This is a genomic window from Streptomyces sp. NPDC005820 (assembly GCF_040630255.1).
In the GTDB taxonomy this organism is placed as follows: Bacteria; Actinomycetota; Actinomycetes; order Streptomycetales; family Streptomycetaceae; genus Streptomyces.
In genome coordinates, this window is sequence record NZ_JBEXXE010000047.1 from 21,384 (window position 1) to 47,375 (window position 25,992).

The window sequence follows — 25,992 nt, forward strand, 5'->3', positions numbered from 1 at the left end:
TCCAGTACAGGCCGAGGAGTATTCCCCGGCCCACGAGGGGCGAAGGAGCCGGCCCCATGACAAGCACAACGCACAATGCGGCAGGTCCGGACGACCGGCTGGAGCGCTTCCAGCAGCTCGCCTCCGAAACGTTCGCCCCCCTGCACATCCGCTCCGAGCACCCTGAGAGCGGTGGCACCCTGCATGACGCCAGACCGGGCGAGGTCCTGGTCACCCGTATCACCGGCGGGCCCTGCACAGTGCAGCGCACCCGCTCCCTCATCGGATCGGGCGATCGTGAGCTGCTGAAGGTGGCGCTGTACGGACGCGGGCGGGCGGGTGTGGAACAGGACGGCCGCCAGTGTCTGCCCGGCCCCGGCGACCTGGTCGTGTACGAGACCGCCCGCCCCTACGAACTGCGCTTCTGGGATCCCTTCGACATCGTTGTGCTCGGCATCCCGCGCTCGCTGCTCGGCCCGCACGCCGACCGCATGACCGCCCGTACGGCGTCGGCGGTGCCCACGGACGGCGGAGGACGGCGGCTCGCCGCCGGCCTGCTGCGCGACGCGGCGAGCGATCTCGACGCGATCGGCGGCAGCGCGGGCCCCTATCTGGCCGACGCTCTCGTCTCCCTGGTTCTGTCGACCCTGGCCGAGCGGGCGGTCCCCGCGCACGCCGAGGGCGATCTGGCCGACCGTATCCTCGCTCACTGCCTGGGCCGGCTGTCCGACCCCCGCCTCTCCCCGGAGTCGGTGGCGCGCGCCCACCACGTCTCGGTGCGCTATCTGCACAAGACCCTGAGCGGACGTGGCGTCACCCTGGCGTCCTGGATCCGCAGCAACCGCCTGGAACGCATCCGGCGTGACCTGTCCGACCTCGACCTCGCCGACCGCAGCGTCGCCGTGATCGCCGCCCGCTGGGGCATCCTCGACGCCACTCACCTCAGTCGCGCCCTGCGATCGGAGTTCGGGCGGAGCGCAGCGGAGATCCGGAAGGCGGCGACCGCGCACCAGCCGTAGCGAATGGTGATGGCGGTCGCCGGGACCGTTCCCCATACGGCTTCTGCTCTGGGGCGGCTCGGGGCTCGGCAGGCGGCTGACCGGAGAGGCCGTACGCCCGTGAAGGGCTCGGCCTCAGGTAGCGTACGGCCGCGCAGCGCGGGGTCGGCCGGGTGGCCGACAAGGGGCGCAGCGCCTCCGGCCCGACCGCACAGCGCCGCGTGGCGCTGTGGCGGGGTGCCTTGGCCCGAATCGAAGAGATCAGACGGGCGCGGCCGCGATCTCCGGGGTCGGACGTCCGCCACAACCTGACCGCGGGGTCCCCCGGGCGACCGAGCGCCACCCAGCTCAGAACCCACCGCACAGCGCCACCCACTGGAACGGTGCCGTGGCCGGAGGGGAGTCTGGCGGCCACGGCACCGGGTCGGGGGCGGCGGATCAGGCCAGGTTGGTCCAGATGCTCTTGACCTCGGTGTAGGCCTCGATGGCCTCCCAGCCCATCTCGCGGCCGATACCCGAGGACTTCATGCCACCCCAGGGAGCGGCGGCGTCCAGGAGCTGAAGCATGTTGATCCACACGGTGCCCGCCTTGACCTGGCGGGCCAGGCGGTTGGCGGTGCCGATGTCGCGGGACCAGATCGCCGCGGCGAGGCCGTAGTCAGTGTCGTTGGCGAGGCCGGCCAGCTCCTGGGGGTCCTCGTAGGGCAGGACGGTCAGGACAGGGCCGAAGATCTCCTCGCGGGCGATGCGCATGTCCTGCCTGACGCCCGCGAAGACGGTCGGCTCGAAGAAGAAGCCGGAGGCCAGGTCTCCGCCCGGACGGCTGCCGCCGGTCAGCAGCTCGGCGCCCTCGCCCCGGCCGATCTCGACATACCGGGCGGCCTGGGCGACCTGTTCGGCCGACACCAGCGGACCGAGGTGGGTCTCCGGATCGAGGCCGTTGCCCAGGCGGAGGGTTCCGACCGCGCCGACGAGTTTCTCGGCGAACTCGTCGTGCCGCTTGGCGTCCACGTAGAAGCGGGTGTACGCGGCGCACGTCTGGCCGGAGTTGAGCAGTCCGCCGAGCAGGTTGCCCTGGAGGACGGCGTCGATGTCGGCGTCCGCGGCGATGATGCTGGGCGCCTTGCCGCCCAGCTCCAGGGAGACCTTCTTCAGGGTGCGGCCGCACTCCGCGCCGATCTCGCGGCCGACGTCCGTGGAGCCGGTGAAGGAGATCTTCTTGACCAGCGGGTGCCCGACGAGCGCCCGCCCGACGTCGGGGCCGCCGGTGACGACGTTGACGACGCCGGCCGGGACGCCGGCCTGCTCGATCAGCTCGGCCAGGCGCAGGGTGGACAGCGGGGTCTGCTCGGCGGGCTTGATGACCACGGTGTTGCCGGCGGCGAGGGCCGGGGCGAGCTTCCAGACGAGGATCATCAACGGGAAGTTCCACGGGGTGATCAGGCCGCAGACGCCGAGCGGTTCGCGCCGGGTGCGGAAGTCCACGTCGGGCACGGACAGCGGGGCGGTGATGCCGGTGATCTTGGTGACCCAGCCGGCGTAGTAGCGGAAGTGCTCCACGGCGTTGGGCACGGAGAACCCGGCGCTCACACCGAGCGGCTGCCCCTGGTCCTGGGTCTCAAGGCGGGCGATCTCCTCCCCGTGCTCCTCCAGCAGGTCCGCGACCCGCAGCAGCAGTTTCGCTCGGGCCGCGGGCAGCAGCCCACCCCACTCGGGCGAGTCGAAGGCGACGGAGGCCGCCCGGACGGCGGCGTCGACGTCCGCCTCGGTCGCCTCGCGCAGTTCTGCGAGGACCTCGCCGGTGGCCGGGTTTAGGGAGGTGAAGGGGGCGCCCCCGCCCGTGGTCCATTCTCCGCCGATGAGCATGTCGGTCCGCATAGTCGTTTTTCTCCTTGTGAGCTGTGGCGACGTGGTCGTGGATGTCAGGCCGAAGCGGCGAGGATCAGGTCGGACGCCTTCTCGCCGACCATGATCGACGGAGCGTTGGTGTTGCCCGAGGGCACGGCCGGCATGATCGAGGCGTCCGCGACCCGCAGCCCTTCGACGCCGTACACGCGCAGCTCGGGGTCGACGACGGCGAGCGAGTCCTGGCCCATCCGGCAGGTGCCGACCTGGTGGTGGTAGGTCCCGACGGCCCGTCGGACGTACTCCCGCAGGTCGTCACGCGTCCGCGCCTCGGGGCCCGGGGCCACCTCCGCCTTGCGCCAGGCCTCGAAGGCGGCGTGCCCGCCGATCTCCCGGCACAGCTCCACCGCGTCCACGAGCGCTTCGAGGTCGTACCGCTCGGAGAGGATGTTCGGGTCCAGCAGCGGCGCGGCCTCGGGGTCGGCGGACGACAACCGCAGCGTGCCGCGCGACAGCGGGCGGACGATGCCGGGCGCGATGGTGTAGCCGTGCTCCGGCACCGGGTACGACTCGGCCGGATACACCAGGTGCAGGAACAGCGGTTGCAGGTCGGGGCCGGGACGGCGCGGGTCGGTCGAGGCGTACAGCTGGCTCTCCAGCAGGTTCCCGGTGCCGGGCGGCAGCGGGCGGGTGGCCTCGTAGACGTTGCTGACCAGCAGGTGGTCGTGGAGGTTCTCGCCGACACCCGGCAGGTCGACGGTGACATCGACGCCAATCTCGCGCAGGTGCGCGGCCGGTCCGATGCCGGACAGCAGCAGGGCCTGGGCCGAGCCGATCACACCGCCGCTGAGGACGACCTCGGAGGACGCGTACGCGCGGTGCAGGGCGCCGTCCGCCGCGTACTCCACGCCGACCGCGCGGCCGTCCTCCAGCAGCACCCGGTGTACCCGGGCACCGGTGGTGACGGTCAGGGACGGGTTGTCCAGCACCGGCGCGACGAAGCTCTGCCAGGCGCTCATCCGGCGGCCGTCGCGGATCGTGGCATGGTTGAAGCCGGCGCCGATCATCCGCTCGCCGTTGAAGTCGTCGGTCCGCTCGTGCCCGAGGGCGACGGCCGCCTCGACGAACGCGGCGGCGGTCGGGTGCGGATCGGTGATCCGGGAGACGGGCAGCAGCCCGCCCTTCCCGTGCCACTCACTCTCCCCGTCGACGTGGTCCTCGGACCGCTTGAACAGGGGCAGCACGCTGTCCCAGTCCCATCCCGGGCAGCCGGCGTACGCCCAGGCGTCGTAGTCGCTGCGGTGGCCGCGAATGTAGATCATGCCGTTGAGCGAGCTGGACCCGCCGAGTACCCTGCCGCGCGGCCAGTACAGAGTCCGGTTGTTCGCATGCTTCTGCGGCACGGTCATCGCCGCCCAGTCCAGGGGGGACTGGAGCAGCAGCGGCCAGCCCTGCGGGCTGTGCACCCGCTCGTCCTCGTCCACCGGGCCCGCTTCGAGAACGTGGACGGAATGCCCGGCGTCCAGCAGCCGCCGGACGATCACACTGCCGGCCGAGCCGGCTCCCACCACCAGATAGTCATGCTCGCTACGCGGCTGGTGCGCCATGTCGTACTCCTCCCGCAATGTCGTCGTCAGTCGGGTGGAACGTTATGAGCACGGCGGACACCGAGCTCGCCAACGAGCGCACCGGCCGTCGCCAACGAGCGCACGGTAGGGCGACCCCGGCCGCATGCCCGTCGCCGGACAGCCTGTCGCCTTCGACGAAGCACTGGCTCGGCTCCCTATCCAGCACGGCCTGCCCGATCCGCCCCGGCTCTGCGTCCGGCAGCACGCCGGCAGCCGCGATGACCTGGTCCTTGGCGGTCTCCAGAGCGACGGTGAACGAGACGCGGTCCGGGTCGGTGTCGGGCCTGGTCTCGGCGGCCTCCGCCATGGTCCGGCGTAGTGCCTGGTAGACGGCCAGGTGTGCCCAGAGTTCCTGCTGGACAGCGACGGGGTCCTGGGGACGTGGCGCCAGTCCGGCCTGCAGCGTGTGACGTAGGGAGTAGAACGCCGACTCGATCTCCCAGTGTTCGTGGTAGAGCGTGACCAGCTCGGCGGCGGGATGGCGGCGGTGATCGAGGAAGGTGGTGGCCAACCGGTAGTGCCCCTGCAGCCGCAGCCCTGTGACGGTCACCGCGATGTGCGCGTCGATGACGCGCAACCTCACCCCCTTCTTTATCTGGCAGGCACCGCGGGGGACACCTGCGAGGACGAGGGCGTTCATGGGCGCTCCCTCGTTTCATGGGCCGGTCCGTGGCAGTGCTGGGGCCGCATGCGGGTGCCGACTTGGTGCAAGAGCCGGTAGACGGTGGCGGTGGAGTAGCTGCGCTCGCTGGCGAGGCCCGGGACTGTGGCTCCGGCCTCATACCGTGCCCGCAGGGCACAGCGCGAGCTTGCGCTGCTCGGCGGCCTGCGCTGCGGAGCGCATCCGCAGCGTCTGCTGCGTGGTGCGCACGGTGCCACCGGCCTCGATCAGCAGGCGTCGGGCAGTACGCCTCGTTTCTCCCGCGGCTGTCTCGTCGGGGCGGGGCGCTGGGACGATGACCTGGCGGCCGTCACGCACGAGCACCATGGCCTTTCTGCGGTGCTTCGACAGCCGTTCCAATGCCTCCCGATACGACGCGCGCTCGGCCGCGTGCAGTGCCTTGCGCCGGGCCGCGACCCCTGCGGTGTCGTACTGCCGGGCGACGGCGTCCCAGCCGTGTGCTGGGTGCGCGGTCGGGTCGGGAACGGCCTCCGGCGAGCTGGCACCGAAGCCTTCCAGTGCGCGGGGCGCGAGAGTCCAGGTTTCCCCGCTGTGGTCCACGAGGCCGTGGTCGGCCAAGCGGTGCAAGGTCCGGTAGGCCGTGGCTCGGGACACCGATGCCGAGCCGACGAGCTCACCGACCGTCTGCGCCGGGCGGACGTGCAGCGCGCCGATGATCACGAGAGCGGAGCTGCCGCGGCCGTGGTGGGCGAAGGCGTCGTGGCCCATCAGATGGTCGATGACGGTGGAGTTGATGTCGGCCGCCGACCCTGTCTCAGGGCTGGGCCACTCCTCAAGTGCCGCGTCAAGTAGGGTGCCGCCGCCCGGATCGTGCCGCAGCCGGACTGCGTCGCCTTCTCGGTCTCCCGTCTGACGACGGTGCGCGTCGGGGCGGAAGCAGTACTGGAACCCGGCGCCTGGCTCCTCGTATGTGCGGCGGATCGCCGTGAACCGGCGAAACCCAGGAGGACGATCTGCTCGTGGCTGCGGCAGACCCCGGGCCGCGGGACGCACTCATGAGTGCGTTCGGGCCGCCGTGAGCTCGGTTGCCAGGGCTGCGCTTACGGCGTCCCGCACTTGGGTTTCGGTGGGTGTGGGCAGCCCCGATTCTTCGGCGAGTTCCGCGAGTGATGTCATTCGGACGTCCGGCAGCGCGCAGGACATGAAGGTGCTGTAGACGTCGAGATCGGGGGCGATGTTGAGGGCGAAGCCGTGGCTTGTCACACTGCCGCTGATGCGCATGCCGATGGAAGCGATCTTGCGGTGGTCGGGCGTCCACACGCCGACCAGGCTCTCCGAACCCCGAGGCGTGTCCCGTCGTACCGCCTCGAAACCGAGCGATCCCAGCGCGTTGATCAGAGCCTGCTCGACCCGGCGTACCAGGCCGCGGGGGCCGAGGTCGCGTACGTTCACCACGAGGTGGCCGATGAGCTGTCCAGGCCCGTGATACGTGGCGTGACCGCCCCTGTCGACCTCGAACAGGGTTATCGGCGAACGCGGATCAGGGAGCTGACCGGCCAGGGTCCGTGCCGTGTAGGTGATCACCGCCGGGTGCGTCAGAAGGAACAGCCGGTCACCGGCACGCCCCTCCTTCCGCTCGGTGACCCACCGGGTCATGTCGGCCAGTGCCACCTCGTACGGCACTTCGCCCAGATCGATCCGTTCCAGACCGGCCGGCCCCATGATGTTCCTCCGAGTTGCCGGATGTGAGCCCGCGGAAGCGGTCACCTCAGTGCCGTGAGGCGAGTCCGCGTTCCTTCTGGCGGGCTCGGTAGGCGCGTACGTTCTGGGTGTTGCCGCAGGTGGTGACGTCGTGCCAGAGACGTGAGCAGTTCTTGGAGCGGTCGTAGAAGGCGCCGCGGCAGCGGGGGTTGGCGCACACCTTCAGTCGGCGCAGTGTGTCGGCGTAGGTGGCGGCGGCCAGTTGGATCAGGACGTAGGAACGAAGGAGTTCGGCGCCCGTGCCGCGGGGCTCCAGTCGTGCGCCCTCCGCGTCCACGCTGATGGTTGCCGTGACCCGGATCGGCGGGGCGGTGCCGGTGGGGGTTGGTTCGTCGGTGTGGCTGGTGGCCAGCGCGGTGCGGAGGTCGTCGCGCAGGGTGCGGAGGCGTGTGAGGCCGCGTGTGTCGAGGGGGTGGGGCGGGGGAGCGGTGGGGTCGAGCGTGCCGAGCGCGGCCAGGGAGGACGTGAGCCATTCCCCGGCTGTGTCGACGCTCTCCAGGAGGTCGGGCTTACGGGGCTTGCCCAGGCTCGCCGTGTTGAGCAGATCCTGTACGAAGCCCAGGCCTCCCGGGGCGGTGTCCTGGACCTGCTGGTAGCGGGCCGAGGCTGGCCAATGGGCCGCCGTAGTCATCTTGGTCCTCCCGATGTCGTCGCAGGGGCGGGTGTCTCCTCGTAAGAGACTAACGCCTTTGCCTGTGACGACGAAGCGAGGTGGGGCGGTGCCGCCCGGGCGGCACCGCCTTGTCCTCGTCCTCCGGTGGGACAGGGTCACCGTGCGTGGCCCTCTACTGGGTCGTCTGCTCCCCGTGGCGGACCCCGACAATCGGCAGCCGTAGCGCGGCCGGGGCGTGCTCGGGTACTGCGGGACGCCGAGGGCTGACCGCACGCAGGCGGTGATAGGCCGAGCCCAGGCGCGGCCGCTGGTCGGCTTCGCCCTTGTTGGGCCACAGCGCCATCGCCCGTTCGGCCTGGGCGGTGATCGTCAGGGACGGGTTCACCCCGAGGTTGGCCGAGATCGTCGAGCCGTCGACCACGTGCAGTCCGGGATGGCCGTAGAGGCGGTGGTAGGGGTCGATGACCCCGGTCTCCGGCGAGTCGCCGATGGCGCAGCCCCCGAGGAAGTGCGCGGTCGCCGGGGTGTTGGAGATGTCGCCGATCGTGCCGGTGGGGGTGCCGCCGATCTTCTCGGCGGCACGGCGGGCGACCTCGTTGCCCACGGGGATCCAGGTCGGGTTGGGTGCGCCGTGGCCCTGGCTGGTGGTCAGCTTGTGCCGCCCGAAACGGGTCTTCTTGCCGGACATGGTGATGGAGTTGTCCAGCGACTGCATCACCAACAGCATGATCGTCCGCTCCGACCAGTGCCGCACCCACAGTGAGCCCAGGTGCCGCGGGTTGCGGGCGAGCTCCATGAGCCAGGTGACCCACCGCGGATGCGGCTTGTCGCCGTCGGTCAGGGCGGTCTGCAGCAGGCCGATGGTGTTGCTGCCCTTGGCGTAGCGGAACGGCTCGACGTGGGTGTGCTCGTCGGGGTGGAACGAGGAGGTGATCGCCACACCGCTGCTGTAGTCGACGTCGCGGCGCTTGGACTTGGCGCCCAGGAGGGCTTCGGAGTTGGTCCGGGTCAGCAGGCCCAGTCGGCGGGAGATACTTGGCAGTACGCCGGTGTCACGCAGGCGGTGCAGCAGCTTCTGGGTGTTGTAGGTGCCCGCGGAGAAGATCACCTGCTCGGCGGTGAAGGTGCGCAGGTTCCCACGACGCCGCGGCGAGCGGCCGCTGCGCACCGTGTCCACCGCGTATCCCCCGCCCGCCAGCGGGCGCACCCCGCGCACCGTGGTCAGCGGGTGGACCTCGGCGCCGCTGTGTTCCGCCAGGTAGATGTAGTTCTTGTCCAGGGTGTTCTTGGCGTTGTGCGCGCAGCCGGTCTGGCACGCCCCGCAGCGGGTACAGGTGTTGCGGCTCGGGCCGCTGCCGCCGAAGAACGGGTCGGCGACCTCGGTACCCGGCGGGGTGTCGGCCCCGCCGAAGAACACGCCCACCGGGGTGGCGCGGAAGGTGTGGCCGACGCCCATGTCCTCGGCGACTTGTCTCAGGACCTCGTCGGCCGGGGTGACCAGCGGGTTGGTGGTCACCCCGAGCATGCGCTTGGCCTGGTCGTAGTACGGCGCCAGCTCACTCTTCCAGTCGGTGATGTGCGCCCACTGAAGGTCCTTGTAGAACGGGTCCGGCGCCTCGTAGAGGGTGTTGGCGTAGATCAGGGAACCCCCGCCCACGCCGGCGGCAGCCAGCAGCACCACGTCCTTGAGCCAGTACATCCGCTGCAGGCCGTAGAGGCCCAGCCGGGGCGCCCACACGAAATTGCGCGCATCCCAGGAGGTCTTCGGGATGTCGGCGGCCTCGAAACGCCGTCCGGCCTCCAGAACCCCGACCCGGTAGCCCTTCTCGGTCAGCCGCAGCGCGGACACCGAGCCGCCGAAGCCGGAGCCGATGACCAGCACGTCGTAGTCGTACGTCATGTCGTTCACTTCATTCCTGCGCGCTTGATCGCCTTGAGCGAGAAGGTCTGGGACGCGGCCCACCGCGGGAACGACATTCCCTTGGGCGGTGCGAGATTCAGGAGCCGTGCGTGGGCGACGGTCTGGGCCTCCGTGTACTTGAGCAGGCCCTCGGCCCCGTGCCGGCGGCCCAGGCCCGAATCGCCCATGCCGCCCATGGGGGCGTCCACGCTGGCCCAGGTGGCCGCGAAGCCTTCGTTGACGTTCACGGTGCCGGCGTGCAGCCGGGCCGAGACCGCCCGCCCGCGTCGGCCGTTGCCGGTCCACACGCTGGCGTTGAGGCCGTACGGGGTGTCGTTGGCCGCCTCCACGGCCTCGTCCAGGTCGTGGTAGCGGTAGACGGCCACCACCGGGCCGAATGTCTCGTCACCGTGGCAGGCCATGCCGGGCTTGACACCGGTCAGGACGGTGGGTTCGTAGAAGTACGGGCCCAGGTCCGGGCGGGCCCGGCCGCCGGCCAGCACCGTGGCGCCCTTGGCCACCGCGTCCTCGACATGGGCACTGATGCTGGTCAGCTGGGCCGGGGAGGTCAACGAGCCCATGGCGCGGCTGTAGTCGTACGCCGCGCCCAGCGGCATGGCCTGGACCCGGGCCAGGAAGCGGGTGAGGAAGGCGTCGTAGACCGCGTCGTGTACGTAGAGCCGCTCGACGGAGGTGCACAGCTGGCCGGTGTTGGAGAAGGCGGCCCGCACCGCGCCCTCGGCGGCCTTGTCCGGATCGGCGTCGTCGAGCACGATCAGGGCGTTCTTGCCCCCGAGCTCCAGGGAGGCACCGATCAGCCGTTGTCCGGCATCGCCGGCGATGCGGCGGCCGGTGGCGGTGGACCCGGTGAACATCATGTAGTCGGCGCCGGCCATCAACGGAGGGCCGACCTCCTGCGACCTGCCCAGGACGATCTGCCACAGTCCCTCGGGCAGGCCGGCCTCGTACAGCAGCTCGGCGGACCACAGAGCGGACAGTGCCGTCTGGGTGTCCGGCTTCTGCACCACAGCGTTGCCCGCCAGCAGTGCCGGGATGGTGTCCCCGGTCCCCAGCGTGAACGGGTAGTTCCACGGCGAGATCACGCCGACCACGCCCTTGGGATGGCGCAGCTCGGTGGTGTGGGTGAGTACCGGGAACACGCCCCGGCGGCGCCGCGGCCGTAGTAGGGCCCGGGCGGTGCGGGCGTAGTAGCGGGCCGTGAGCGCGATGTCACCGATCTCCAGGAACGCGTCTTGGCGGGCCTTGCCGTTCTCGGCCTGGATCAGGTCCATGATCTCGTCCTGGCGCTCGAGCACCAGGTCGTGGAAGCGCAGGAAGATGCGCGCGCGCTGCGCGACCGGAGTGTTCCGCCAGGCCCGCTGGGCGCGCCTGGCCGCCGTGAAGGCCGCTTCCACGTCCTCGGCGGTGGAGACCGGCAGCTCGGCCAGGGGAGCACCTGTGTAGGGGGCGTAGGTGGTCGTCCGCTCGGCCGATCCGGCGCTCACCCGCCGGACGAGGCGCTCGACCAGCGCCGGGGTGAGCGAGGCCGGAAGCCCGATCGTGCCTGTCACGAAGTGGTCAGTTGACATGGAGGTTCCCCATCCCGGAGTCGTGGTCCAATGCGTTGCGCAGGAACGCGCCGATCTCGTGCACGGCCGTCGTGGAGGCCTTGACCAGGCCCGCGTGCAGATGGGCCACGTGCCACATCCGCTCCAGCCGCCGGTGGACCACCGGGACTCCGGCGGCCTCGGCCCGCTCAACCAGGCGCTCGATGTCGGCCAGGAGGATCTCGCCATCGGCGCTGTGCACGAGCGTCGGCGGCAGTCCGGTCAGGTCGGCGTACAGAGGGGAGAGCTCGGGGGCACGCGGATCTGCGGGACCGGCATAGCGCTCCGCACAGGCCCGCAGCCAGGAAGCCCGCAGCAGCGGATCTCGCCGGTCGTCGCGCACGTTGCCGAGGGTCAGGTCCACCCAGGGCGAGACGAGCGCCAGCGCCGCAGGCAGCGGTATGCCGGACGCGCGAAGCCGCACCATCAGGGCCAGGGCCAGGCCGCCGCCGGCCGAGTCGCCGGCCACTGTCAGCCGTTGCGGGTCGAGGCCGCTGTCCAGCAGCGCCCGGTAGGCGGCCGCCGCGTCGTCGACCGCCGCCGGATACGGGTGTTCGGGGGCCAGCCGGTAGTCCAGCACGTATACGGGTGCTCCGGCGGCCGCGGCCAGGTGCCCCGCCAGGGCGCGGTGGCTGGCCGGTGAGCCGATGGTGTAGCCGCCACCGTGCAGGTAGAGCACCGCGCGCGAGTCGTCGGTGCCGGGCCCGCTGACGCGTTCGGCCGGGCGGTCGCTCAGGTGGACCGCGGCCGGCCGGGTGTCGCGGGGCAGGAGGGGGTAGCGGCTCAGCATGTGCAGCATCCGACGCTGCGGCCGGACCGGCACCCTGGGGCCCAGGACCGGGCGGACGGCCAGCCGCACGGCGGCACGCATCACCGGACGGGGTAGGACGCCGCTCATGCTCGTACCCGGGGCCGTGCGGAGACCCGCGCCGGGCCGGTGGGAGAGATGGTGACCCGCTTGCGGGCTCTGGTACGGACGATCGTGAGGTCGCCGTCGTGGACGCTGTTGTCCGGCATGGCTTCTCCGAGGTACGGGAGAGGGAACAGGCAGAGGTCGCTCAAGGAGGTCCGGCCCCGGAAAAGGGGCGGTCAGAAGACTTCCGGGTAGCTGGGGGGTGGCCCGTCATCTGTCACGTTTTGTCTGTGCTGCGCACGATGTGACGTGTTGCGCCAAACCGTAAGTCGTGGCCACCGGTCCGGACGATGTGCGGCGGCCCAAAGTTCGCCGTGATCTTTGTGCGACGGCCCATTTCTTGTCCCGCGCTGTCACGAGTGCGTAACCTGTCGGTCATGCAGACGACCGCTCCGGACGTCGCGATTCTGATCAGTCAGGTCGCCGAGCGATGCCTCGCCGAGATCGACGACATGCTGGCCGACATCGACGCAGCTACCTTCGCGGTCGTACCCGTCCTGGCCGAGGACCCCACCCTTGCCGCCGAGAGCAGGGCCAGCAGCCGGGCCAACGGGCTGCGCATGTTGACCGTCCTGCAGCGACGCCCCGGCGAACCGGTTCCTCGCGGCGCACCGCTGGAGACCCTCGACCTGGCCCGGACGCTGGTGCGCCGCGGCATTGAACTCGAGGTTCTCGTGCAGGCCTACCGGTGCGGCCATGACGCGGCCTGGCGGTGGTGGATGGACGTCGCCGCCGCGACCGTGGAGGCACGCGACGATCTGGTCGCGGTGCTGCGTGAGTCCTCGGCCCTGTTGTCCGACTACATCAACAGCGCCCTCGACGCCGCCATCACCCGCATGGAACAGGAACGGCAGGACCTGCTCTCAGGAGAGCTGGCCCGGCGGGCCGAAACCATTCGCCTCATGCTGGACGGCGCTCCCATCAGCGCAGACAGGGCCGGCCGGCGGCTCGACTACGACCTCGCCGCCCGGCACACCGCCATGGTGGTGTGGGCGGATCCGCCCGGCGAGGCGCACGGCGTACTCGAGCAGGCCGCCGGACTCCTGGCCGCGGCGGCCCATGCCCGCCGCCCGCTGACCCTCCCTGCGGGCACCTCGACCCTGTGGGGCTGGATCGCCACCCGCAACGCCCCGGACTGGGACGTGCTGCGCGAGGCCATGTCCCATGCCGCGCCGGGCGTCCGCGCCGTACTCGGTCCGTCCCGGGACGGCCTCGCCGGATTCCGGCGCAGCCACTTCGCGGCACTCGCCGCCCAGCGGCTCCTGGGCGGCAACCCCGACGGAGACCGCTTCACCCCCTACCACGACGTGGAGGCTGTCGTCCTCGTAGGCCATGACATGCAACAGGCGCACGAGTTCGTCACCTCCACTCTCGGACCACTGTGCGGAACCGACCCGGCGCTGGCGACCTTGCGCGCCACCCTGCGCGTCTACCTCGACGAGGGCGGCAACGCGCCGCGGGCGGCCGAGCGGCTGCACACGCACCGCAACACCGTGCTGCAGCGCATCGCGCGCGCCGAATACCTGCTCGGCTACCGGCTCGCCGAGCGGCGGCTCGCCGTGTCCCTCGCACTCGAACTCCTGCACCGCCTGGGCAACCGGGCATGGATGACCCGCCCAAGCTGACGTCGCAGGTGAGGGGTGTATAGGGAACCGGAACGGCTGGAGCCTGCTGTCCTGGGACAACACCGGACGCCGTCGCCCCTGGCGATCGTTGGAGTCGCCCTCGGCTTGGGCTACGCCGACCACCTTGGCCGCGCGCAGGAGCGGGGCGACCAGGGATCAGCCGCCTCAGCATCGGTACACACGTGGGCCCGCGATGTTCTCGTACGAAGGTGGAATACCTGCGCAGGGGTATCGACGTGTGGCGCAGCCCTGGACGCCCGTGCCCCGGCCGGTGCTGCGGGCGATGCCTTCGAACCCGCGATCCGCGAGCTCTTAAGGGCACCCCCCCCAACCATGCCCGCCGTCATCGCCGAGCGGATCGGCCGGCAGCGTGGCATGACCGTGCCCAGGGAGCGGGTGCGCGAGCTGCGGCCCGCCTGTCCGCCCGCTGACCCGGTCTCGCGCACGTCCACCCGCCCGGCGAGACCGCCCAGCGCGCCCGTGGTTCCGAGAAGGGCTTCGCCACGGCCGTGGCTGTGATGCCGACCGTTCGCACAAGCTCTCGCCCCGGTCGAGGAGGCCCGGCGCGAGGCCGAGCGGGCCAGCGAAGCCGGTCGGAGCCGGGGCCGCCCGGACGGCTTCCACCTCCAGGCTCTCCCGGATGTGATACGGCCTCCCACGGTCGCAAGCGGCCATCACAGGACCGGTTCGGGGCTCCCGCTGTCCGGGAGGAGCTGTTCGGCCCAGATGACCTTTCCTTCGCGGTTGTGCCGTGTGCCCCAGTGCTGGGCGAGCTGGGCGACCAGGAGCAGGCCGCGGCCGCCCTCGTCGGACACCCGGGCGCGGCGGAGGTGCGGGGCGGTGCTGCTGGCGTCGGAGACCTCGCACGTCAGAGTGGACTGGAGGATCATCCGCAGCTGGATGGGCGCTTTGCCGTAGCGGATGGCGTTCGTCACCAGTTCGCTGACCATGAGTTCCGTGGTGAAGGTCATGTCTTCCAGCCCCCAGGCGGCCAGTTGGCCGGATGCCTGGGCGCGCGCCCCGGAGACGACCGCCGGGTCGGTGGCGAGGTCCCACGAGGCGACACGGTCGGCGTCGAGCGCCCGGGTTCGCGCCACGAGAAGAGCGATGTCGTCAGTGGGGCGGCTGGGCAGCAGCGCCGACAGGAGACTGTCGCAGGTCTCCTCCAGCGACGCCGCCGCTTCGGCGAGGACATCGCGTAGCAGCGTGCGGGCGGTGTCCACGTCGCGCGTGCGGCTTTCGACGAGCCCGTCGGTGTACAGCGCCAGAAGACTGCCTTCCGGCAGTTCGAACTGGGCTGTTTCGAAGGGGAACCCGCCCAGGCCGAGGGGTACGCCGACCGGCATCTCCGGGAGCTCGACCGCACGGAAGTCCGGGCCGCCGCCGGGGACGAGGGGAGTGACGACGGTCGGCGGAACATGTCCCGCGCTGGCCAGGGAGCACAGACGGGAGACCGGGTCGTACACCGCATACAGGCAGGTGGCGCTGAACTCGTCCGCTCCCCGTTCCTCCTCGCGCTGCAGGCGGATGACCACGTCATCGAGGTGGGTGAGCAGTTCGTCGGGTGGCAGGTCGATGTCCGAGAAAGCGCGGACAGCCGTCCGCAGCCGGCCCATGGTGGCGGAGGCGTGGAGGCCGCGGCCGACCACGTCCCCCACGACGAGGGCGACGCGGGCTCCGGAGAGCGGAATCACGTCGTACCAGTCCCCGCCCACGCCCGCGCGGGATCCGCTGGGCAGGTACCGGGACGCTGTCTCGACGGCGGACTGCTCGGGCATCCGATGCTGGAGCAAGCTGCGCTGGAGGGTGAGCGCGATGGAACGCTCGTGGGTGTAGCGACGGGCGTTGTCGATGTAGACGGCTGCTCTGGAGACGATCTCCTGGGCCAGGAGCAGGTCTTCGTCGTCGAAGGGGGGCGCGGTCCGGTGGCGGAGGAACTGTGCGAGGCCCAGGGGGTTTCCGCGGGCCCACAGCGGAACCAGGAGCACCGAGTGAATGCCGAGGGTGCGCAGGGCACGTCTATGGTCTGCGGACGCCGCCAACCAGGTGGGGATGTCGGAGGCCGTGATGCGGTGGCGCAGGGGCTGTCCGGTGGCCAGCGCGTGAGCCAGCTCCGACCCCTCGGGGTAGGTGTGCGTCTGTCCTGTGCAGACCGCCGAGTCCACGTAGCCGTCCAACACCGACTGCTGGGCGACCCGACGGACCACCGACGGAACGGGTGTCGGCTCGGTGCCCTCTTCCCGGAATGCGGAATCGAGCAGGTCGACGGTGACGAGATCAGCGAACTGGTCGGTACCCACCTCAGCCAGTTCCTGGGCGGTGCGCGTGGTGTCCAGGGTGGTTCCGATCCGCATGCTGGCCTCATTGACCATGATCAGCCGCCGCTGCAGCCAGCGGTCGCGTTCCGTCTGGTACGCCGCGACGGCCCCTTCCGCGGTGCGGTCGACGAACTCGAAACCCATCGCGTTCAGCGCGATCGTCGCCGCTTTGATCAGCTCCGGGGACTTGGTGCGACGGGCCGTCTCCTCGGAGAACAGCTGAGTCAGACTGGCGTGGGCGAACCGATAGGAGCGTAGGAGTTGATTGATCTGCACTCCGTGCTTGGCGAGTCGGCGAGCGAGCTCGATGCCGGCAGGTGGCGTCGTGACCTCGGCCAGATCAATGCCGTGCTCGAGAATGTGGAAAACGGCGGTGACGTGTTCGGAGACGGTCGTGGGCCATAGAGCGGCGACGTCCTCGTACTTCCACGCCTCGGGAAGCTCGCGGCGGAAGAGCTCTATCATCGCGTCGACGAGTTGGTCCGCTTGGGGCTCGAGCCCTCGAGCGAGATCGCGAAGGAAGGCATGGGTGTCGGTTCCCACAATCCAAATGTATGGGCAAGTGGTGTGGCGGGCATCCCTTGAAGGTGTAGGACTCAAGGGCCCGATCCATTTGACGAAGCGGCGGCCGGCAAGCAGCCGACCACCGACGTCTCAGCTTCCAGGCTGGTTCGGCCCGCTCCGCGTCACGTCCGAGCGATGGGGCCCTCACTGGGCGCGACCAGGTACTGCCGCAGGTACAGGTCGCGGAACGTCACCGGCCCACGGGGTCCGGGGACCCGGTCGATGTTGATTTCCGTCTCCGGGAGCCGCAGCAGTTTGAAGCCGTCGAGCAGGCGCGTGGTGGAGTTCCAGAAGGCTCCCGCGCCCGTGTAGGCGTCGATGAATTCCGTGGCGGCGACGGGATCCTGGGTTGCGATGGAAGCGGCCAGTCCCGAGGTCTCCTCGTTGGCGATCCGAGCCGCGTACAGCGGGCCGTTCGCTCTGTCGACGGTCACGGTAGCCGCGCGTTCCTGGTCGAGCGTCCACTCGTACCCGCGCGGATGGGCGTGCGGGGGCAGGGACGCGGCGATGCCCAAGCGCTGCAGGACATCGAGAATGCCGGGCAGCCGCTCGTCGTACACCGCTTGGTCGATCAGCAGGAGGCTGAGCCGGTTGCAGACGCCAAGGCGGTCGAGGCTGTCGGTGATGAGCTGGTGCACGGTTTTCTCGTCGTCGGCGGCGCCCACGTACAGCACCGCGCCGCCGTCGGCGTGGGCGAGCGTACGGACGCCGTGGCGGGCGGCTTCACGGCCCAGGTCGCGGGTGCTGTCGCCGCTTCCGCGCAGGATGACCAGCGGGACCAGTTCCGGCAGTGACACCAGCGCGTAGGCGGCGGAGCGATCCTGGTGGGGGACGAGCTGAAGGGCGTCCGGGTCGAGGCCCGCGTCACTCAGGGCCGGTCCGACCACGTGAGCCAGCAGCGCCTGGGACGAGCGCAGCGCTGCGGATCCGGTGCGCAGCACGCCCGCGTTGCGCGACTTGAGGAGCTGGGAGGCGATGTCGAGGGTCACGTTCGGGCGCGCTTCGAAGTTCGCGCCGACGACACCGACGGGACGGCGCCGTTCCCACAGGGTCAGGCCGTCCGGACGCTCCTCGAGGACTATGTCCCTGGGTTCGTGCGCGACGGTCGCGAGGCTGCGGAGTTCGGCTGCCATGGCTGTGAGCCGGGTGCCTGTCAGCCGCAGTCGGTCCAGCAGGGCCGGGCACATCCCGGCGGACACGGCCGCCGCGAGGTCGTCCTGGTTCGCGTTCACCAGCATGCGCTGCGCTGTGGTGACGCGCTCCGCCATGCCGAGGATGGCGGTGTCGATGGCCGTGTCCGAGGCGCGGGCGAGAGCCGCAGCGCCCTGCCGGGCCCGGACGGCGCAGGATCGCACCGCTTTCATGGGCGGAGGAGGTTCGTTCGGCGTTGTCGGTGTTCAAGGAGTCACCCTCGTTGGTTGAGCGGGCCTTGTGTCCATGGTCCTGTCGGCCCGGCGTGTGCCTGCGTCCCCAGCGCTGGGTGAGCTGGGAGACGATGAGTAGATCCCAGGTGTCCATGGGCGCACCTCACGCCGTGGCGCACCCGTGGTCCGGCCTGGTCGCGTTGTCGCCGCATCCCCGTCCTGCGCTTTCTCATCGAGCCGCGCAGGCGAGCGTTCCGCCGCGGATCGTGGAAGCGAGCCGTGCCGTGTCCGCCGTGGGCGCGGCCGCTCATGCCTCGAGCACGACCGCGAGCCCTTGCCCCACGCCGATGCAGATCGTGGCGACGCCGATGCCGCCGCCACGCACGGCCAGTGCGTGAGCGAGGTGTCCGACGATGCGTCCTCCGGAGGCACCGAGGGGGTGGCCCATGGCGATGGCGCCACCGTCCACGTTCACCTTCTCGGGGCCGAGCTCGGGCCACCGCAGACAGGCGATGCTCTGCGCGGCGTATGCCTCGTTGAGCTCGACGAGGTCCACGTCCGACCAGGTCTTGCCGGCGCGAGCGAGGGCGCGGTTGGCCGCCTCCACCGGCGCGATGCCGAAGATGCCCGGGTCGTTGCCCGCCACTCCTCGTCCGATGACGCGGGCCAGGGGTTTGGCTCCGGGCAGCGCGTTCTCCGCTCCGAGCAGCACTGCCGACGCTCTGTCGTTCAGGGGAGAGGAGTCGCCCGCCGTGACGCTTCCGTTCGCAAGGAACGCCGGCTTCAGTGCGGCCAGGGCGGCCATGCTCGTGTTGTCGCGGATGCCCTCGTCCCGGGCCAGGTCGACGCCGGGAACGTCGATGATTTCCGCCGCGTAGGCACCCTCGGCGAATGCGCGTGCCGCGTTCTTGTGGCTGCGCAGGGCGAAGGGGCGTCCTGCTCCTCGCGCGAGATCGCGAACCGTTCGGCCAGGATCTCGGCCGTCTCCCCCAAGGGGATGGTCCATTCCTTGGGCATGCGCGGGTGCACGAGCCGCCATCCCAGGGTCGTCGAGACCATGGTGGTGTTGCCCGCCGGATACGCCCGGTCCGGTTTGGGCACGACCCATGGCGCGCGGCTCATCGACTCGACGCCGCCGGCGAGCACGAGTCGGGCGTCACCGGCTTCGATGGCGCGGCTGCCCTGGATGACTGCCTCGACTCCGGAGCCGCACAGGCGGTTGACGGTCACCCCGGGCGTACTGGTGGGGCCCTGCCAGCAGCGCGCCCATTCTGGCCACATTGCGGTTGTCCTCGCCGGCGCCGTTGGCGTTGCCGAACACGATGTCGTCGATCAGTCCGGGATCCAGATCGGGCTGCCGTTCGACGACGGCGCTCATGACGTGTGCGGCGAGGTCGTCCGGGCGTACGCCCGACAGTGCTTTGCCGTACTTTCCGAAAGGCGTGCGTACCGCGTCTTATACGAAGCTACCGGTCATGATCTCGTCCGTGATCGTTCAGGGTGGTGGAGTGGTGGAACCGCGCCGGGCTCTGCCGGTTTCGGCCAGCGACGGGGAGGGAGGGCGACTCGTCCGTCCTTGAGGGGGAGTCCGGTGGCTGCGGCGAGCGCGTCGATCGTGGCGTTGCCGAACAACTCGCGGACCGCGAAGCCGACGGGCGTGATGTCGAACACCGCGTGGTCCGTGTAGACGCGGGACACGCAGCGCACGCCGGTGAGGGGCGTAGCTGCACTGGGCGACGAGTTTCGGTGTGCCGTCCCGGGTGAGCAGGTCGGTCATCACCCACACCGACCTGGCCCCGATCGCCAGGTCCATCGCTCCGCCGACCGCGGGTATCGCATCGGCGGCGCCCGTGTGCCAGTTGGCCAGGTCGCCGTGTTCGGAGACCTGGAACGCGCCGAGCACGCAGATGTCCAGGTGGCCGCCGCGCATCATGGCGAACGAGTCGGCGTGGTGGAAGGAGGAGGCCCCGGGGCGCTCTGTGACCGGCTGCTTCCCCGCGTTGATGAGGTCCGGGTCGATGCGACCGGGGGCGGGGGCGGGTCCCGTCGCCGGCATGCCGTTCTCGGTGTGCAGGATCACTTCCACGTCGTCGGGGATGGCGTCGGCCACGAGTGTCGGTGCGCCGATTCCCAGGTTCACGACGGAGTCCTCGGGAATGTCGAGGGCGGTACGGGTGGCGAGTTCGCGTCGGGAAAGGCCGGAGCCGAGAGGGGTCATCGAGGCTCGTCCTGTGCTGCGAAGGTGCTCGGGTTCGGGTTGCCTTCCACGTTCGCGGCGCCGACGAAGACGCCCTCACGCAGTCATGCGCGCTCCCCGACATCGACGACGTGATCGACGAAGAGCCCTGGCGTGACAACGGTCTCGGGATCGGTCGCGCCCAGTTCCACGACGCGGTCGACCTGTACGACCGTCGTCCGCGCGGCGGCGGCCATGATCGGACCGAAGTTCCGTGCGGTCTTTCGGTAGACCACGTTGCCCCCAGGGGTCGGCGAGATGGCCGCTCACCAGTGCGTAGTCGGCATGCAGCGGGTACTCCACCACGTGGTCGCGTCCGTCGATGACGCGGTGCTCCTTGCCGGCGGCCAGTGGGGTGCCGAACCCGGTGGGAGTGAAGAACGCGCCGGTTCCCGCGCCGGCGGCCCGGATGCGTTCGGCGAGGGTCCCCTGCGGTGTCAGTTCGAGCTCGATCTCCTTCGCCCGGTAGAGGCGGTCGAAGACATGGGAGTCGCTCTGGCGCGGGAACGAGCAGATGATCTTGCGCACGCGGCTGGCGGCGAGCAGGGCCGCCAGGCCCGTGTCGCCATTGCCGACATTGTTGTTGATGACCACGAGTTCGCGGGCGCCCTGGTCGAGGAGGGCGTCGATCAACTCCACGGGCTGACCGGCTCTGCCGAACCCGCCGATCATGATCGTTGCCCCGTTCTCGATCCCTGCCACGGCTTCGGCGACGCTCGTGCGCATCTTCGAGATCGCGCGACATCACCCTTTCCTGTGCGGCCTCGGGTGCCACTGTGCTGGTGGTCACCGTGCATCGGAAGAGGCAATTCAACATAGTCGAAGCGTTTATACCTATGTCTTGGGTTAGGCTGTCGGCGGGGTGCGTCGCACCCTGTCCGCCGACCGGGCCCATGAGTCGCGGTGTGTCGTGGCAGTCGCCGAGGGCTGGGTCGGCTGCACGAATCCGCCAGTGGTACAAGGCCGGTCGGCAACTCGAACTCAGGAGGCTGTCATGCGGGATGCGGTGATCATCGAGGCGGTTCGTACGCCGGTCGGCAAGGGAAAGCCGGGCGGCGCACTGCACGGAGAACACCCCGTGGATCTGCTGGCGCGGACCCTGTCGGCGCTGGTGGAGCGGGCGGGCATCGACCCGGTACTGGTCGACGACGTCATCGGGGGCTGCGTCACCCAGGTCGGCGACCAGGCCTTCAACACCACGCGCAGTGCGGTACTGGCGGCCGGTTTCCCGGAGAGCGTTCCGGCCATGACCGTCGACCGGCAGTGCGGCTCCTCCCAGCAGGCGGCGCACATCGCCGCACAGGGTGTCATGAGCGGCGCGTACGACATCGCCATCGCCTGTGGCGTGGAGTCGATGTCGCGCGTGCCCATGGGGTCGAACATGCCGCCCGGCAGCGACCCGTTCGGCCCCAAGGTGGGTGAGCGCTACCCCGACGGCCTGGTCCCTCAGGGGGTGAGCGCCGAGCTGATCGCGGCCCGCTGGAAGATCAGCCGCGAGGAGCAGGACGCATTCGCCGCGGAGTCCCACCGGCGTGCGGCCGGGGCCTGGGAGCGTGGCGAGTTCGACCGGGAGGTCGCCTGGGCCGGGCAGCGGGACGAGACGGTCCGATCGGGCACCACCGCGGAGGGCCTGGCCGGACTCAAGCCGGCCTTCTACGACCCGCGTACCGCCGAGCGGTTCCCCGAGATCGGCTGGACCGTCACGGCCGGCAACTCGTCGCCGCTGACTGACGGCGCCTCGGCGCTGCTCATCGTGGGTTCGGACGTGGCCGAGCGGCTCGGGCTCAGGCCGCGCGCCCGCTTCCACACCTTCACCGTGGTCGGCGACGACCCGCTGTTCATGCTCACGGCCATCACGCCCGCCACTCAGAAGGTCGTGGCGAAGGCGGGTCTGACGCTCGACGACATCGACCTGTTCGAAGTGAACGAGGCCTTCGCCTCCGTGGTGCTGGCCTGGCAGCGCGAGACCGGTGTCGACCTGGAGAAGGTCAATGTGCGCGGCGGCGCCATCGCTCTCGGCCACCCGATGGGCAGCAGCGGAGCCCGCATCATGACCAGCCTCCTGCACAGCATGGAGGACCGCGATGCCCGTTACGGCCTGCAGACCATGTGCGAGGCGGGCGGCCTGGCCAACGCCACGATCATCGAACGGCTCTGACGGCGCCTCAGTTGTGCCGGTGCCAGCTGGGTGGTGCCATAGCGCGGCCTCGCGACCCTGCTAAGGCGCCACCGGTACCCGGCCCCGGCGCAGCCGTGGTGCCCACAGGAGAAGCCCGGCCGTCAGGCCGAGGGCCGCGAACACCTGCCAGACGCGGTGGAAGGATGCGACGGCCGTCGCCGCCGTAGGGGTGCCGAGCACAGCGACGAAGAGGCTGATGCCGAGGACGGCACCGAGCTGGCGCAGGCTCGCGTTGATCGCCGAGCCGAGCGCGAACCGCCCTGGCGGCAGCGACTGGGCCGCGGCCTCGGACTGTACCGGCAGCGTGAGTCCCACGCCGAGGCCGGTCAGCAGCGCGGCGGGCAGTCAGTGCGTGGTCCAGTGCGGGTCGGCGCCCACGACCGAGGCGGTGAGGGTGAGGCCCGCCGTCCAGAAGACGGCACCGGCTGTCAGCACCTTGCGCGCTCCGTACGTCTGGGAGAGCCGGCCCGCGGTGCGCGCGACCGCGGCGACCACGAGCGGGGTCGGCGTGGTCGCGAGGGCGGCATGCAACACCGAGTAGTGCCACACCCTCTGCAGAAAGACGATGTTGCTGAGCAGATTGCCGTAGAAGGCTGCCGCGAACACCAACGTGGCCACGTTGACCTGCCGGAACTGCCGGACGCGGAACAGGGCGAAGTCGATCACGGGCCGGGCGGTGAAACGCTCGCGCAGGACGAACACCGGCAGCAGCAGCGCGGCGAGCGCGAAAACACCGATCACGAGTGGGTCGGACCATCCCCGGCTCGGCCCCTCGATGATGCCGAGGCTCAGCGCCGCGGGCATCGCGGCGACCATCAGCACGCCGAGCAGGTGGGGCAGGCCCTCGGCGTGCGGGTCGCGGGTCTCGCGCAGCACGCGTAGGCCCGCGACGACGATCAGGGCGCAGATCGGCACGTTGACCAGGAAGATCCAGCGCCGGGAGGCGTACTCGGTCAGCAGCGCGCCGAGCGTGGGTCCGACCGCGGCCGCGAGCGCCCCCATCGAGCCCCAGGTGCCGATCGCGACCGCACGCCGGGCCGGCGGGAACTCCGGCAGGATCAGGGCGAGCGACGTCGGAGTGACCAGGGCGGCGAAGGCCGCCTGCAACGCCCGGCCGGCGATCAGCACCTCCACGTTCGGCGCGAGGCCACACAGGGCGCTCGTCACCGCGAAGCCGGCGATGCCGATCAGGAAGACGCGCTTGCGGCCGTAGAGGTCCGCCAGCCGCCCCGCCGGAATGAGGGCGGCGGCGAACACCAGGCTGTAGACGTTGAGCACCCATGCCAGGTGGTCGGCGGTGGCATGGAAACTGCGGCTCATGGTCTCGAAGGCGACGTTGACGATGGTCGTGTCGAGGAACACCACGAACGTGCCGAGGCTGCTCAATGCCAGTACGCGCAGCGCGTGGCGCCGGGCGGCGGCATCCTGGGGCCCCTCCGCAGGTATGGACTCGGCGGGCGTGGCGCTCCCTCGGGTGCGGTCATGGCTTCCTCGTCGCACGCGGTGATTCTCGAACCAGGTCGGCCCGACGCTAGCGACATTTAGTCCCATGATGCAACTAACTGTTCGGGTGGGTCCAGGAAGCCGCATCCTCGTGGACATGCGTGGCGGCGGGCGTGCCGGTCGACGGGCGTCCGGGCCCGATGGCCGCCCCCTGAGATCGGGTGGTGGTTCGCGACGTGGTGCAGGGGATCAAGCGCCAGGCGCTCAGGTGGAGAGCGCGTTCTTCTGGGAGCTGGGCGGGTGTCCCCGGCAGGGGGCTGGCAGGGGGCTGGCAGGGGGCTGACTATTCGCCGGTGAAGTCGACGGTGGGTCGGGGCCGGCCGGCCTTGTAGGCGGCGACAGCCGACGAGAGACCGGCCGCCACATCCTTCGACTCGAACAACGGAAGGGCTATGTCGAACATCGCGTCATCGGCGGCCTTCGCACCCCCGGCCTCCCACATTCGCAACAGTGCCTTGTGCGCGGCGTGCGCCCGGGTGGGGCCCGCCGCCACCTTGCGTGCGAACGCCCGGGCCGCTTCGAGGACTTCGCCGTCGGGGAGGACGTGGTTGACGACTCCGGCCTGCGCCATGGTGGCCGCGGGCACCTGTTCCGAGTTCAGCGCCCATTCGAAGGCCCGGGCGCGGCCCACGCGAGCCGCCGACCGGTAGATCCCGCCGAGAAGCGTGACGATGCCCAGGGTCTGCTCGGGGTGCCCGAACCGGGCCCCCTCACCGGCGAAGATCACATCGGAGCGCAGCGCGAGCTCGAAACCGCCCCCGAAGCACAGGCCGTTGACCGCCGCGATCACCGGCACCGGAATCTGCTCGAATCGGTTGAACGCGAACATGTACCGCTCGAACAGCATCCGCAACTGCCGCACCTCGAGATCGGGCCATGTGACGATGTCCCCGCCGTAGGAGAAGTCGGGCCCCTCGGCCCGCAGAAGAACCGCGCGCGCTCCCGCCGACTCCGCCTTCTCGACCGCGGCGAGCAACTCCTCAGCCATCTGTTCGTCGATCCGGTTCTGGGGCGGGTTGTCGAGGATGATCTCGGCGATGTGATCGTCGATGTCGACGCGCAGGTGACTCATGGGTGCTCCATCCCTTCGAGAGGGGTCGTTCGGTGTCTGTGGGGGCGCGGGTGGGGATTTCCGGCTATGCGCCCGCAGAGGCTTGCGGGCCGCCCCCGTAGAAGTGATCCGCCGGCACCACGCCGTCCAGCCGATCGCGGATCGTCGCGGAGAACTGCAGGGCCGCTCCGAGAGGACGATGGTGGATCGCCGCCCGCGCGACCTTGCCCTCGGCGTCCTTCTCCAGCACGGTGACGCCGAAGAGCTGCACGCCGCCGAACGCCGTTGCCTTCCACTGCAAGTAGGTCGTGGCCGAGTCGGAGGCCTCCGCCGTGAACTCCAGCGACTCGTAGATCGCGCTCGCGGCGGCCATGACCGAGGCGACACGGGTCCGGCCGGTGACGGGCTTGACGAGCACGCTTGCCTCCAGCACCACGTCCTCGGCGAATGCCTCGCCGAAGGTGCTGGCCGACTGCTCGGAGAAGCCGCTGCGCCAGCCCGAAGCCGCGCTGTCGGCGTTGAGGTTCTGGAGGAAGGCGAGGACTTCGCGGGCCAGGGTGCCGGGCTGTTCCACATGCAGCCAGTGGCCGCCACCGGCGACCGTGGCCAGGCTCGCGCCGGGAAAACGCGGTGCGACGGCTCCGGTGACCAGTTCCTCGGTGACGAACCCGTCGCGGTCGCCGCGGACGATGAGGACGGGGCCGGGGTATGCGCTCTTCTCCGGTGCGGCGTCGGCCCCGTTGTTCCAGATGTCGACATAGCGTGCCACCACGGGCGGCGGGACCAGCAGGCCGCTGCGGCCGAGCTTGTCCAGTGCCTCATCGTCCAGCGCGGGCGAGAGCTGGCCGCGCACCGCACGCTGGACCTCCGCGTTCCCGCCCAGGGCCCGGAACGGTGCGACGGCTTCGTCGGGCAGCTGCGTTCCTCCCAGGGGCACCGGTGTGAGCAGGACCAGCCCGGCCACGCGCTCGGCACGGGCGGCTGCAGCCAGCTCGGCCACCTGGGACCCCATGCTCTGGCCCACCAGGACGACCGGCCCCTCGATCTCGTCGACGACGGATGCGACCTCGTCGGCGAACAGGGCCAGACTCAGCTTCTCCGGGTCCATGTGGGTGGCCGCGCGGGTCCCGGAGCCCGGAAGATCGAGGCGCACGGCCGACACGGCCCCCTGCAGGGCCTGTACGAAGCCGTCCCAGACGGTGGTGTCGTCCAGGAAGCCGTGGACGAGCAGCAGTGTCGGCGCCCCCGGGAGTGCCTCGCCGGCAGGGTCGGTGCGCATGATGTCT

General features: G+C 70.6%; 18 protein-coding genes and 5 pseudogenes. 4 read left to right on the forward strand and 19 right to left on the reverse strand.

Translation table 11 applies throughout. The annotated features are described in order from the left end of the window. The first annotated feature begins 56 nt into the window (after nucleotides 1-56). Nucleotides 57-998: a helix-turn-helix domain-containing protein gene (locus ABZ464_RS41035; protein ID WP_359286844.1), complete on the forward strand. Its 942-nt coding sequence runs from the start codon at nucleotides 57-59 to the stop codon at nucleotides 996-998. A 417-nt stretch (nucleotides 999-1,415) separates the two neighbouring features. Here ABZ464_RS41035 and ABZ464_RS41040 read toward each other — a convergent pair whose 3' ends face one another. The 10 genes and pseudogenes from ABZ464_RS41040 to ABZ464_RS41085 form a co-directional block, all read right to left on the reverse strand. Further along, a complete protein-coding gene (locus tag ABZ464_RS41040; RefSeq protein WP_359286847.1) occupies nucleotides 1,416-2,855 on the reverse strand; it encodes an aldehyde dehydrogenase family protein in 1,440 nt (479 codons plus the stop codon). A 44-nt stretch (nucleotides 2,856-2,899) separates the two neighbouring features. Next, nucleotides 2,900-4,429 (reverse strand): GMC family oxidoreductase N-terminal domain-containing protein, encoded by a 1,530-nt coding sequence (locus ABZ464_RS41045; RefSeq protein ID WP_359286850.1) that lies wholly within the window; start codon nucleotides 4,427-4,429, stop codon nucleotides 2,900-2,902. 181 nt (nucleotides 4,430-4,610) lie between these two features. After that, nucleotides 4,611-5,036 (reverse strand): annotated as a pseudogene (locus ABZ464_RS41050) (IS4 family transposase); the annotation flags it as partial. A gap of 192 nt (nucleotides 5,037-5,228) precedes the next feature. Beyond that, a complete protein-coding gene (locus tag ABZ464_RS41055) occupies nucleotides 5,229-5,840 on the reverse strand; it encodes a hypothetical protein (protein ID WP_359286854.1) in 612 nt (203 codons plus the stop codon). A gap of 285 nt (nucleotides 5,841-6,125) precedes the next feature. After that, on the reverse strand, nucleotides 6,126-6,794 hold the full coding sequence (gene lipB, locus ABZ464_RS41060; protein ID WP_359286857.1) for a lipoyl(octanoyl) transferase LipB: 669 nt from the start codon (nucleotides 6,792-6,794) through the stop codon (nucleotides 6,126-6,128). 46 nt (nucleotides 6,795-6,840) lie between these two features. After that, nucleotides 6,841-7,464: a CGNR zinc finger domain-containing protein gene (locus ABZ464_RS41065; protein ID WP_359286860.1), complete on the reverse strand. Its 624-nt coding sequence runs from the start codon at nucleotides 7,462-7,464 to the stop codon at nucleotides 6,841-6,843. Nucleotides 7,465-7,618: 154 nt separating this feature from the next. Then, nucleotides 7,619-9,346, reverse strand: a complete 1,728-nt coding sequence (locus ABZ464_RS41070; RefSeq protein WP_359286979.1) for a GMC family oxidoreductase — start codon at nucleotides 9,344-9,346, stop codon at nucleotides 7,619-7,621. A gap of 5 nt (nucleotides 9,347-9,351) precedes the next feature. Continuing rightward, nucleotides 9,352-10,935, reverse strand: coding sequence for a succinic semialdehyde dehydrogenase (locus ABZ464_RS41075; RefSeq protein WP_359286863.1), 1,584 nt, complete (start codon nucleotides 10,933-10,935; stop codon nucleotides 9,352-9,354). After that, nucleotides 10,925-11,851 (reverse strand): alpha/beta hydrolase, encoded by a 927-nt coding sequence (locus ABZ464_RS41080; RefSeq protein WP_359286866.1) that lies wholly within the window; start codon nucleotides 11,849-11,851, stop codon nucleotides 10,925-10,927. The genes ABZ464_RS41075 and ABZ464_RS41080 overlap by 11 nt, the downstream gene beginning before the upstream one ends. Beyond that, nucleotides 11,848-11,970 carry a hypothetical protein gene (locus tag ABZ464_RS41085; RefSeq protein ID WP_359286869.1) on the reverse strand — a complete coding sequence of 41 codons (123 nt, stop codon included), beginning with the start codon at nucleotides 11,968-11,970 and terminating at the stop codon, nucleotides 11,848-11,850. The genes ABZ464_RS41080 and ABZ464_RS41085 overlap by 4 nt, the downstream gene beginning before the upstream one ends. Before the next feature lie 273 nt (nucleotides 11,971-12,243). Between ABZ464_RS41085 and ABZ464_RS41090 the strand changes: the two genes are divergently transcribed. After that, a complete protein-coding gene (locus tag ABZ464_RS41090; protein WP_359286872.1) occupies nucleotides 12,244-13,491 on the forward strand; it encodes a helix-turn-helix domain-containing protein in 1,248 nt (415 codons plus the stop codon). A gap of 258 nt (nucleotides 13,492-13,749) precedes the next feature. After that, nucleotides 13,750-13,941, forward strand: a pseudogene (locus ABZ464_RS41095) (IS21 family transposase); the annotation flags it as partial. Between the two features lie 224 nt (nucleotides 13,942-14,165). Here the strand turns inward: ABZ464_RS41095 and ABZ464_RS41100 are convergent. The 5 genes and pseudogenes from ABZ464_RS41100 to ABZ464_RS41120 all read right to left on the reverse strand — a co-directional run bounded on the left by ABZ464_RS41100 (nucleotide 14,166) and on the right by ABZ464_RS41120 (nucleotide 20,699). Further along, the gene (locus ABZ464_RS41100) at nucleotides 14,166-16,274 is read right to left on the reverse strand and encodes a SpoIIE family protein phosphatase (protein WP_359286875.1); all 2,109 of its coding nucleotides are present in this window, start codon (nucleotides 16,272-16,274) and stop codon (nucleotides 14,166-14,168) included. A gap of 221 nt (nucleotides 16,275-16,495) precedes the next feature. Continuing rightward, nucleotides 16,496-17,737 (reverse strand): aldehyde dehydrogenase family protein, encoded by a 1,242-nt coding sequence (locus tag ABZ464_RS41105; protein WP_359286878.1) that lies wholly within the window; start codon nucleotides 17,735-17,737, stop codon nucleotides 16,496-16,498. Nucleotides 17,738-18,044: 307 nt separating this feature from the next. Beyond that, nucleotides 18,045-19,214 (reverse strand): annotated as a pseudogene (locus tag ABZ464_RS41110) (thiolase family protein). Between the two features lie 152 nt (nucleotides 19,215-19,366). Then, a pseudogene (locus ABZ464_RS41115) lies at nucleotides 19,367-19,955 on the reverse strand (3-oxoacid CoA-transferase subunit B); the annotation flags it as partial. An 83-nt stretch (nucleotides 19,956-20,038) separates the two neighbouring features. Next, a pseudogene (locus ABZ464_RS41120) lies at nucleotides 20,039-20,699 on the reverse strand (3-oxoacid CoA-transferase subunit A). A gap of 268 nt (nucleotides 20,700-20,967) precedes the next feature. Here ABZ464_RS41120 and ABZ464_RS41125 point away from each other — a divergent pair. Beyond that, entirely contained in the window at nucleotides 20,968-22,131 is a 1,164-nt protein-coding gene (locus tag ABZ464_RS41125; protein ID WP_359286881.1) for a thiolase family protein, read from the forward strand. Nucleotides 22,132-22,191: 60 nt separating this feature from the next. On the opposite strand, the gene ABZ464_RS41130 is transcribed toward ABZ464_RS41125, so the two are convergent. The 4 genes from ABZ464_RS41130 to ABZ464_RS41145 all read right to left on the reverse strand — a co-directional run bounded on the left by ABZ464_RS41130 (nucleotide 22,192) and on the right by ABZ464_RS41145 (nucleotide 25,985). Further along, on the reverse strand, nucleotides 22,192-22,467 hold the full coding sequence (locus ABZ464_RS41130; protein ID WP_359286883.1) for a hypothetical protein: 276 nt from the start codon (nucleotides 22,465-22,467) through the stop codon (nucleotides 22,192-22,194). Nucleotides 22,468-22,497: 30 nt separating this feature from the next. Then, entirely contained in the window at nucleotides 22,498-23,652 is a 1,155-nt protein-coding gene (locus tag ABZ464_RS41135; protein WP_359286886.1) for an MFS transporter, read from the reverse strand. Between the two features lie 286 nt (nucleotides 23,653-23,938). Beyond that, nucleotides 23,939-24,727, reverse strand: a complete 789-nt coding sequence (locus ABZ464_RS41140; RefSeq protein ID WP_359286889.1) for an enoyl-CoA hydratase/isomerase family protein — start codon at nucleotides 24,725-24,727, stop codon at nucleotides 23,939-23,941. Nucleotides 24,728-24,791: 64 nt separating this feature from the next. Further along, nucleotides 24,792-25,985: an alpha/beta hydrolase gene (locus ABZ464_RS41145; RefSeq protein ID WP_359286891.1), complete on the reverse strand. Its 1,194-nt coding sequence runs from the start codon at nucleotides 25,983-25,985 to the stop codon at nucleotides 24,792-24,794. Nucleotides 25,986-25,992 lie beyond the last annotated feature (7 nt).

Excerpts from the sequence above, each read along its gene's own strand:
- ABZ464_RS41140 (WP_359286889.1), bottom strand. The coding sequence starts at position 24,727 with ATGAGTCACCTGCGCGTCGACATCGACGATCACATCGCCGAGATCATC.
- ABZ464_RS41090 (WP_359286872.1), top strand. The coding sequence starts at position 12,244 with ATGCAGACGACCGCTCCGGACGTCGCGATTCTGATCAGTCAGGTCGCC.
- ABZ464_RS41100 (WP_359286875.1), bottom strand. The coding sequence starts at position 16,274 with ATGATAGAGCTCTTCCGCCGCGAGCTTCCCGAGGCGTGGAAGTACGAG.
- ABZ464_RS41035 (WP_359286844.1), top strand. The coding sequence starts at position 57 with ATGACAAGCACAACGCACAATGCGGCAGGTCCGGACGACCGGCTGGAG.
- ABZ464_RS41045 (WP_359286850.1), bottom strand. The coding sequence starts at position 4,429 with ATGGCGCACCAGCCGCGTAGCGAGCATGACTATCTGGTGGTGGGAGCC.
- ABZ464_RS41040 (WP_359286847.1), bottom strand. The coding sequence starts at position 2,855 with ATGCGGACCGACATGCTCATCGGCGGAGAATGGACCACGGGCGGGGGC.
- ABZ464_RS41145 (WP_359286891.1), bottom strand. The coding sequence starts at position 25,985 with ATGCGCACCGACCCTGCCGGCGAGGCACTCCCGGGGGCGCCGACACTG.
- ABZ464_RS41070 (WP_359286979.1), bottom strand. The coding sequence starts at position 9,346 with ATGACGTACGACTACGACGTGCTGGTCATCGGCTCCGGCTTCGGCGGC.
- ABZ464_RS41055 (WP_359286854.1), bottom strand. The coding sequence starts at position 5,840 with ATGGGCCACGACGCCTTCGCCCACCACGGCCGCGGCAGCTCCGCTCTC.
- ABZ464_RS41080 (WP_359286866.1), bottom strand. The coding sequence starts at position 11,851 with ATGAGCGGCGTCCTACCCCGTCCGGTGATGCGTGCCGCCGTGCGGCTG.
- ABZ464_RS41085 (WP_359286869.1), bottom strand. The coding sequence starts at position 11,970 with ATGCCGGACAACAGCGTCCACGACGGCGACCTCACGATCGTCCGTACC.
- ABZ464_RS41105 (WP_359286878.1), bottom strand. The coding sequence starts at position 17,737 with ATGAAAGCGGTGCGATCCTGCGCCGTCCGGGCCCGGCAGGGCGCTGCG.
- lipB (WP_359286857.1), bottom strand. The coding sequence starts at position 6,794 with ATGGGGCCGGCCGGTCTGGAACGGATCGATCTGGGCGAAGTGCCGTAC.
- ABZ464_RS41075 (WP_359286863.1), bottom strand. The coding sequence starts at position 10,935 with ATGTCAACTGACCACTTCGTGACAGGCACGATCGGGCTTCCGGCCTCG.
- ABZ464_RS41065 (WP_359286860.1), bottom strand. The coding sequence starts at position 7,464 with ATGACTACGGCGGCCCATTGGCCAGCCTCGGCCCGCTACCAGCAGGTC.
- ABZ464_RS41125 (WP_359286881.1), top strand. The coding sequence starts at position 20,968 with ATGCGGGATGCGGTGATCATCGAGGCGGTTCGTACGCCGGTCGGCAAG.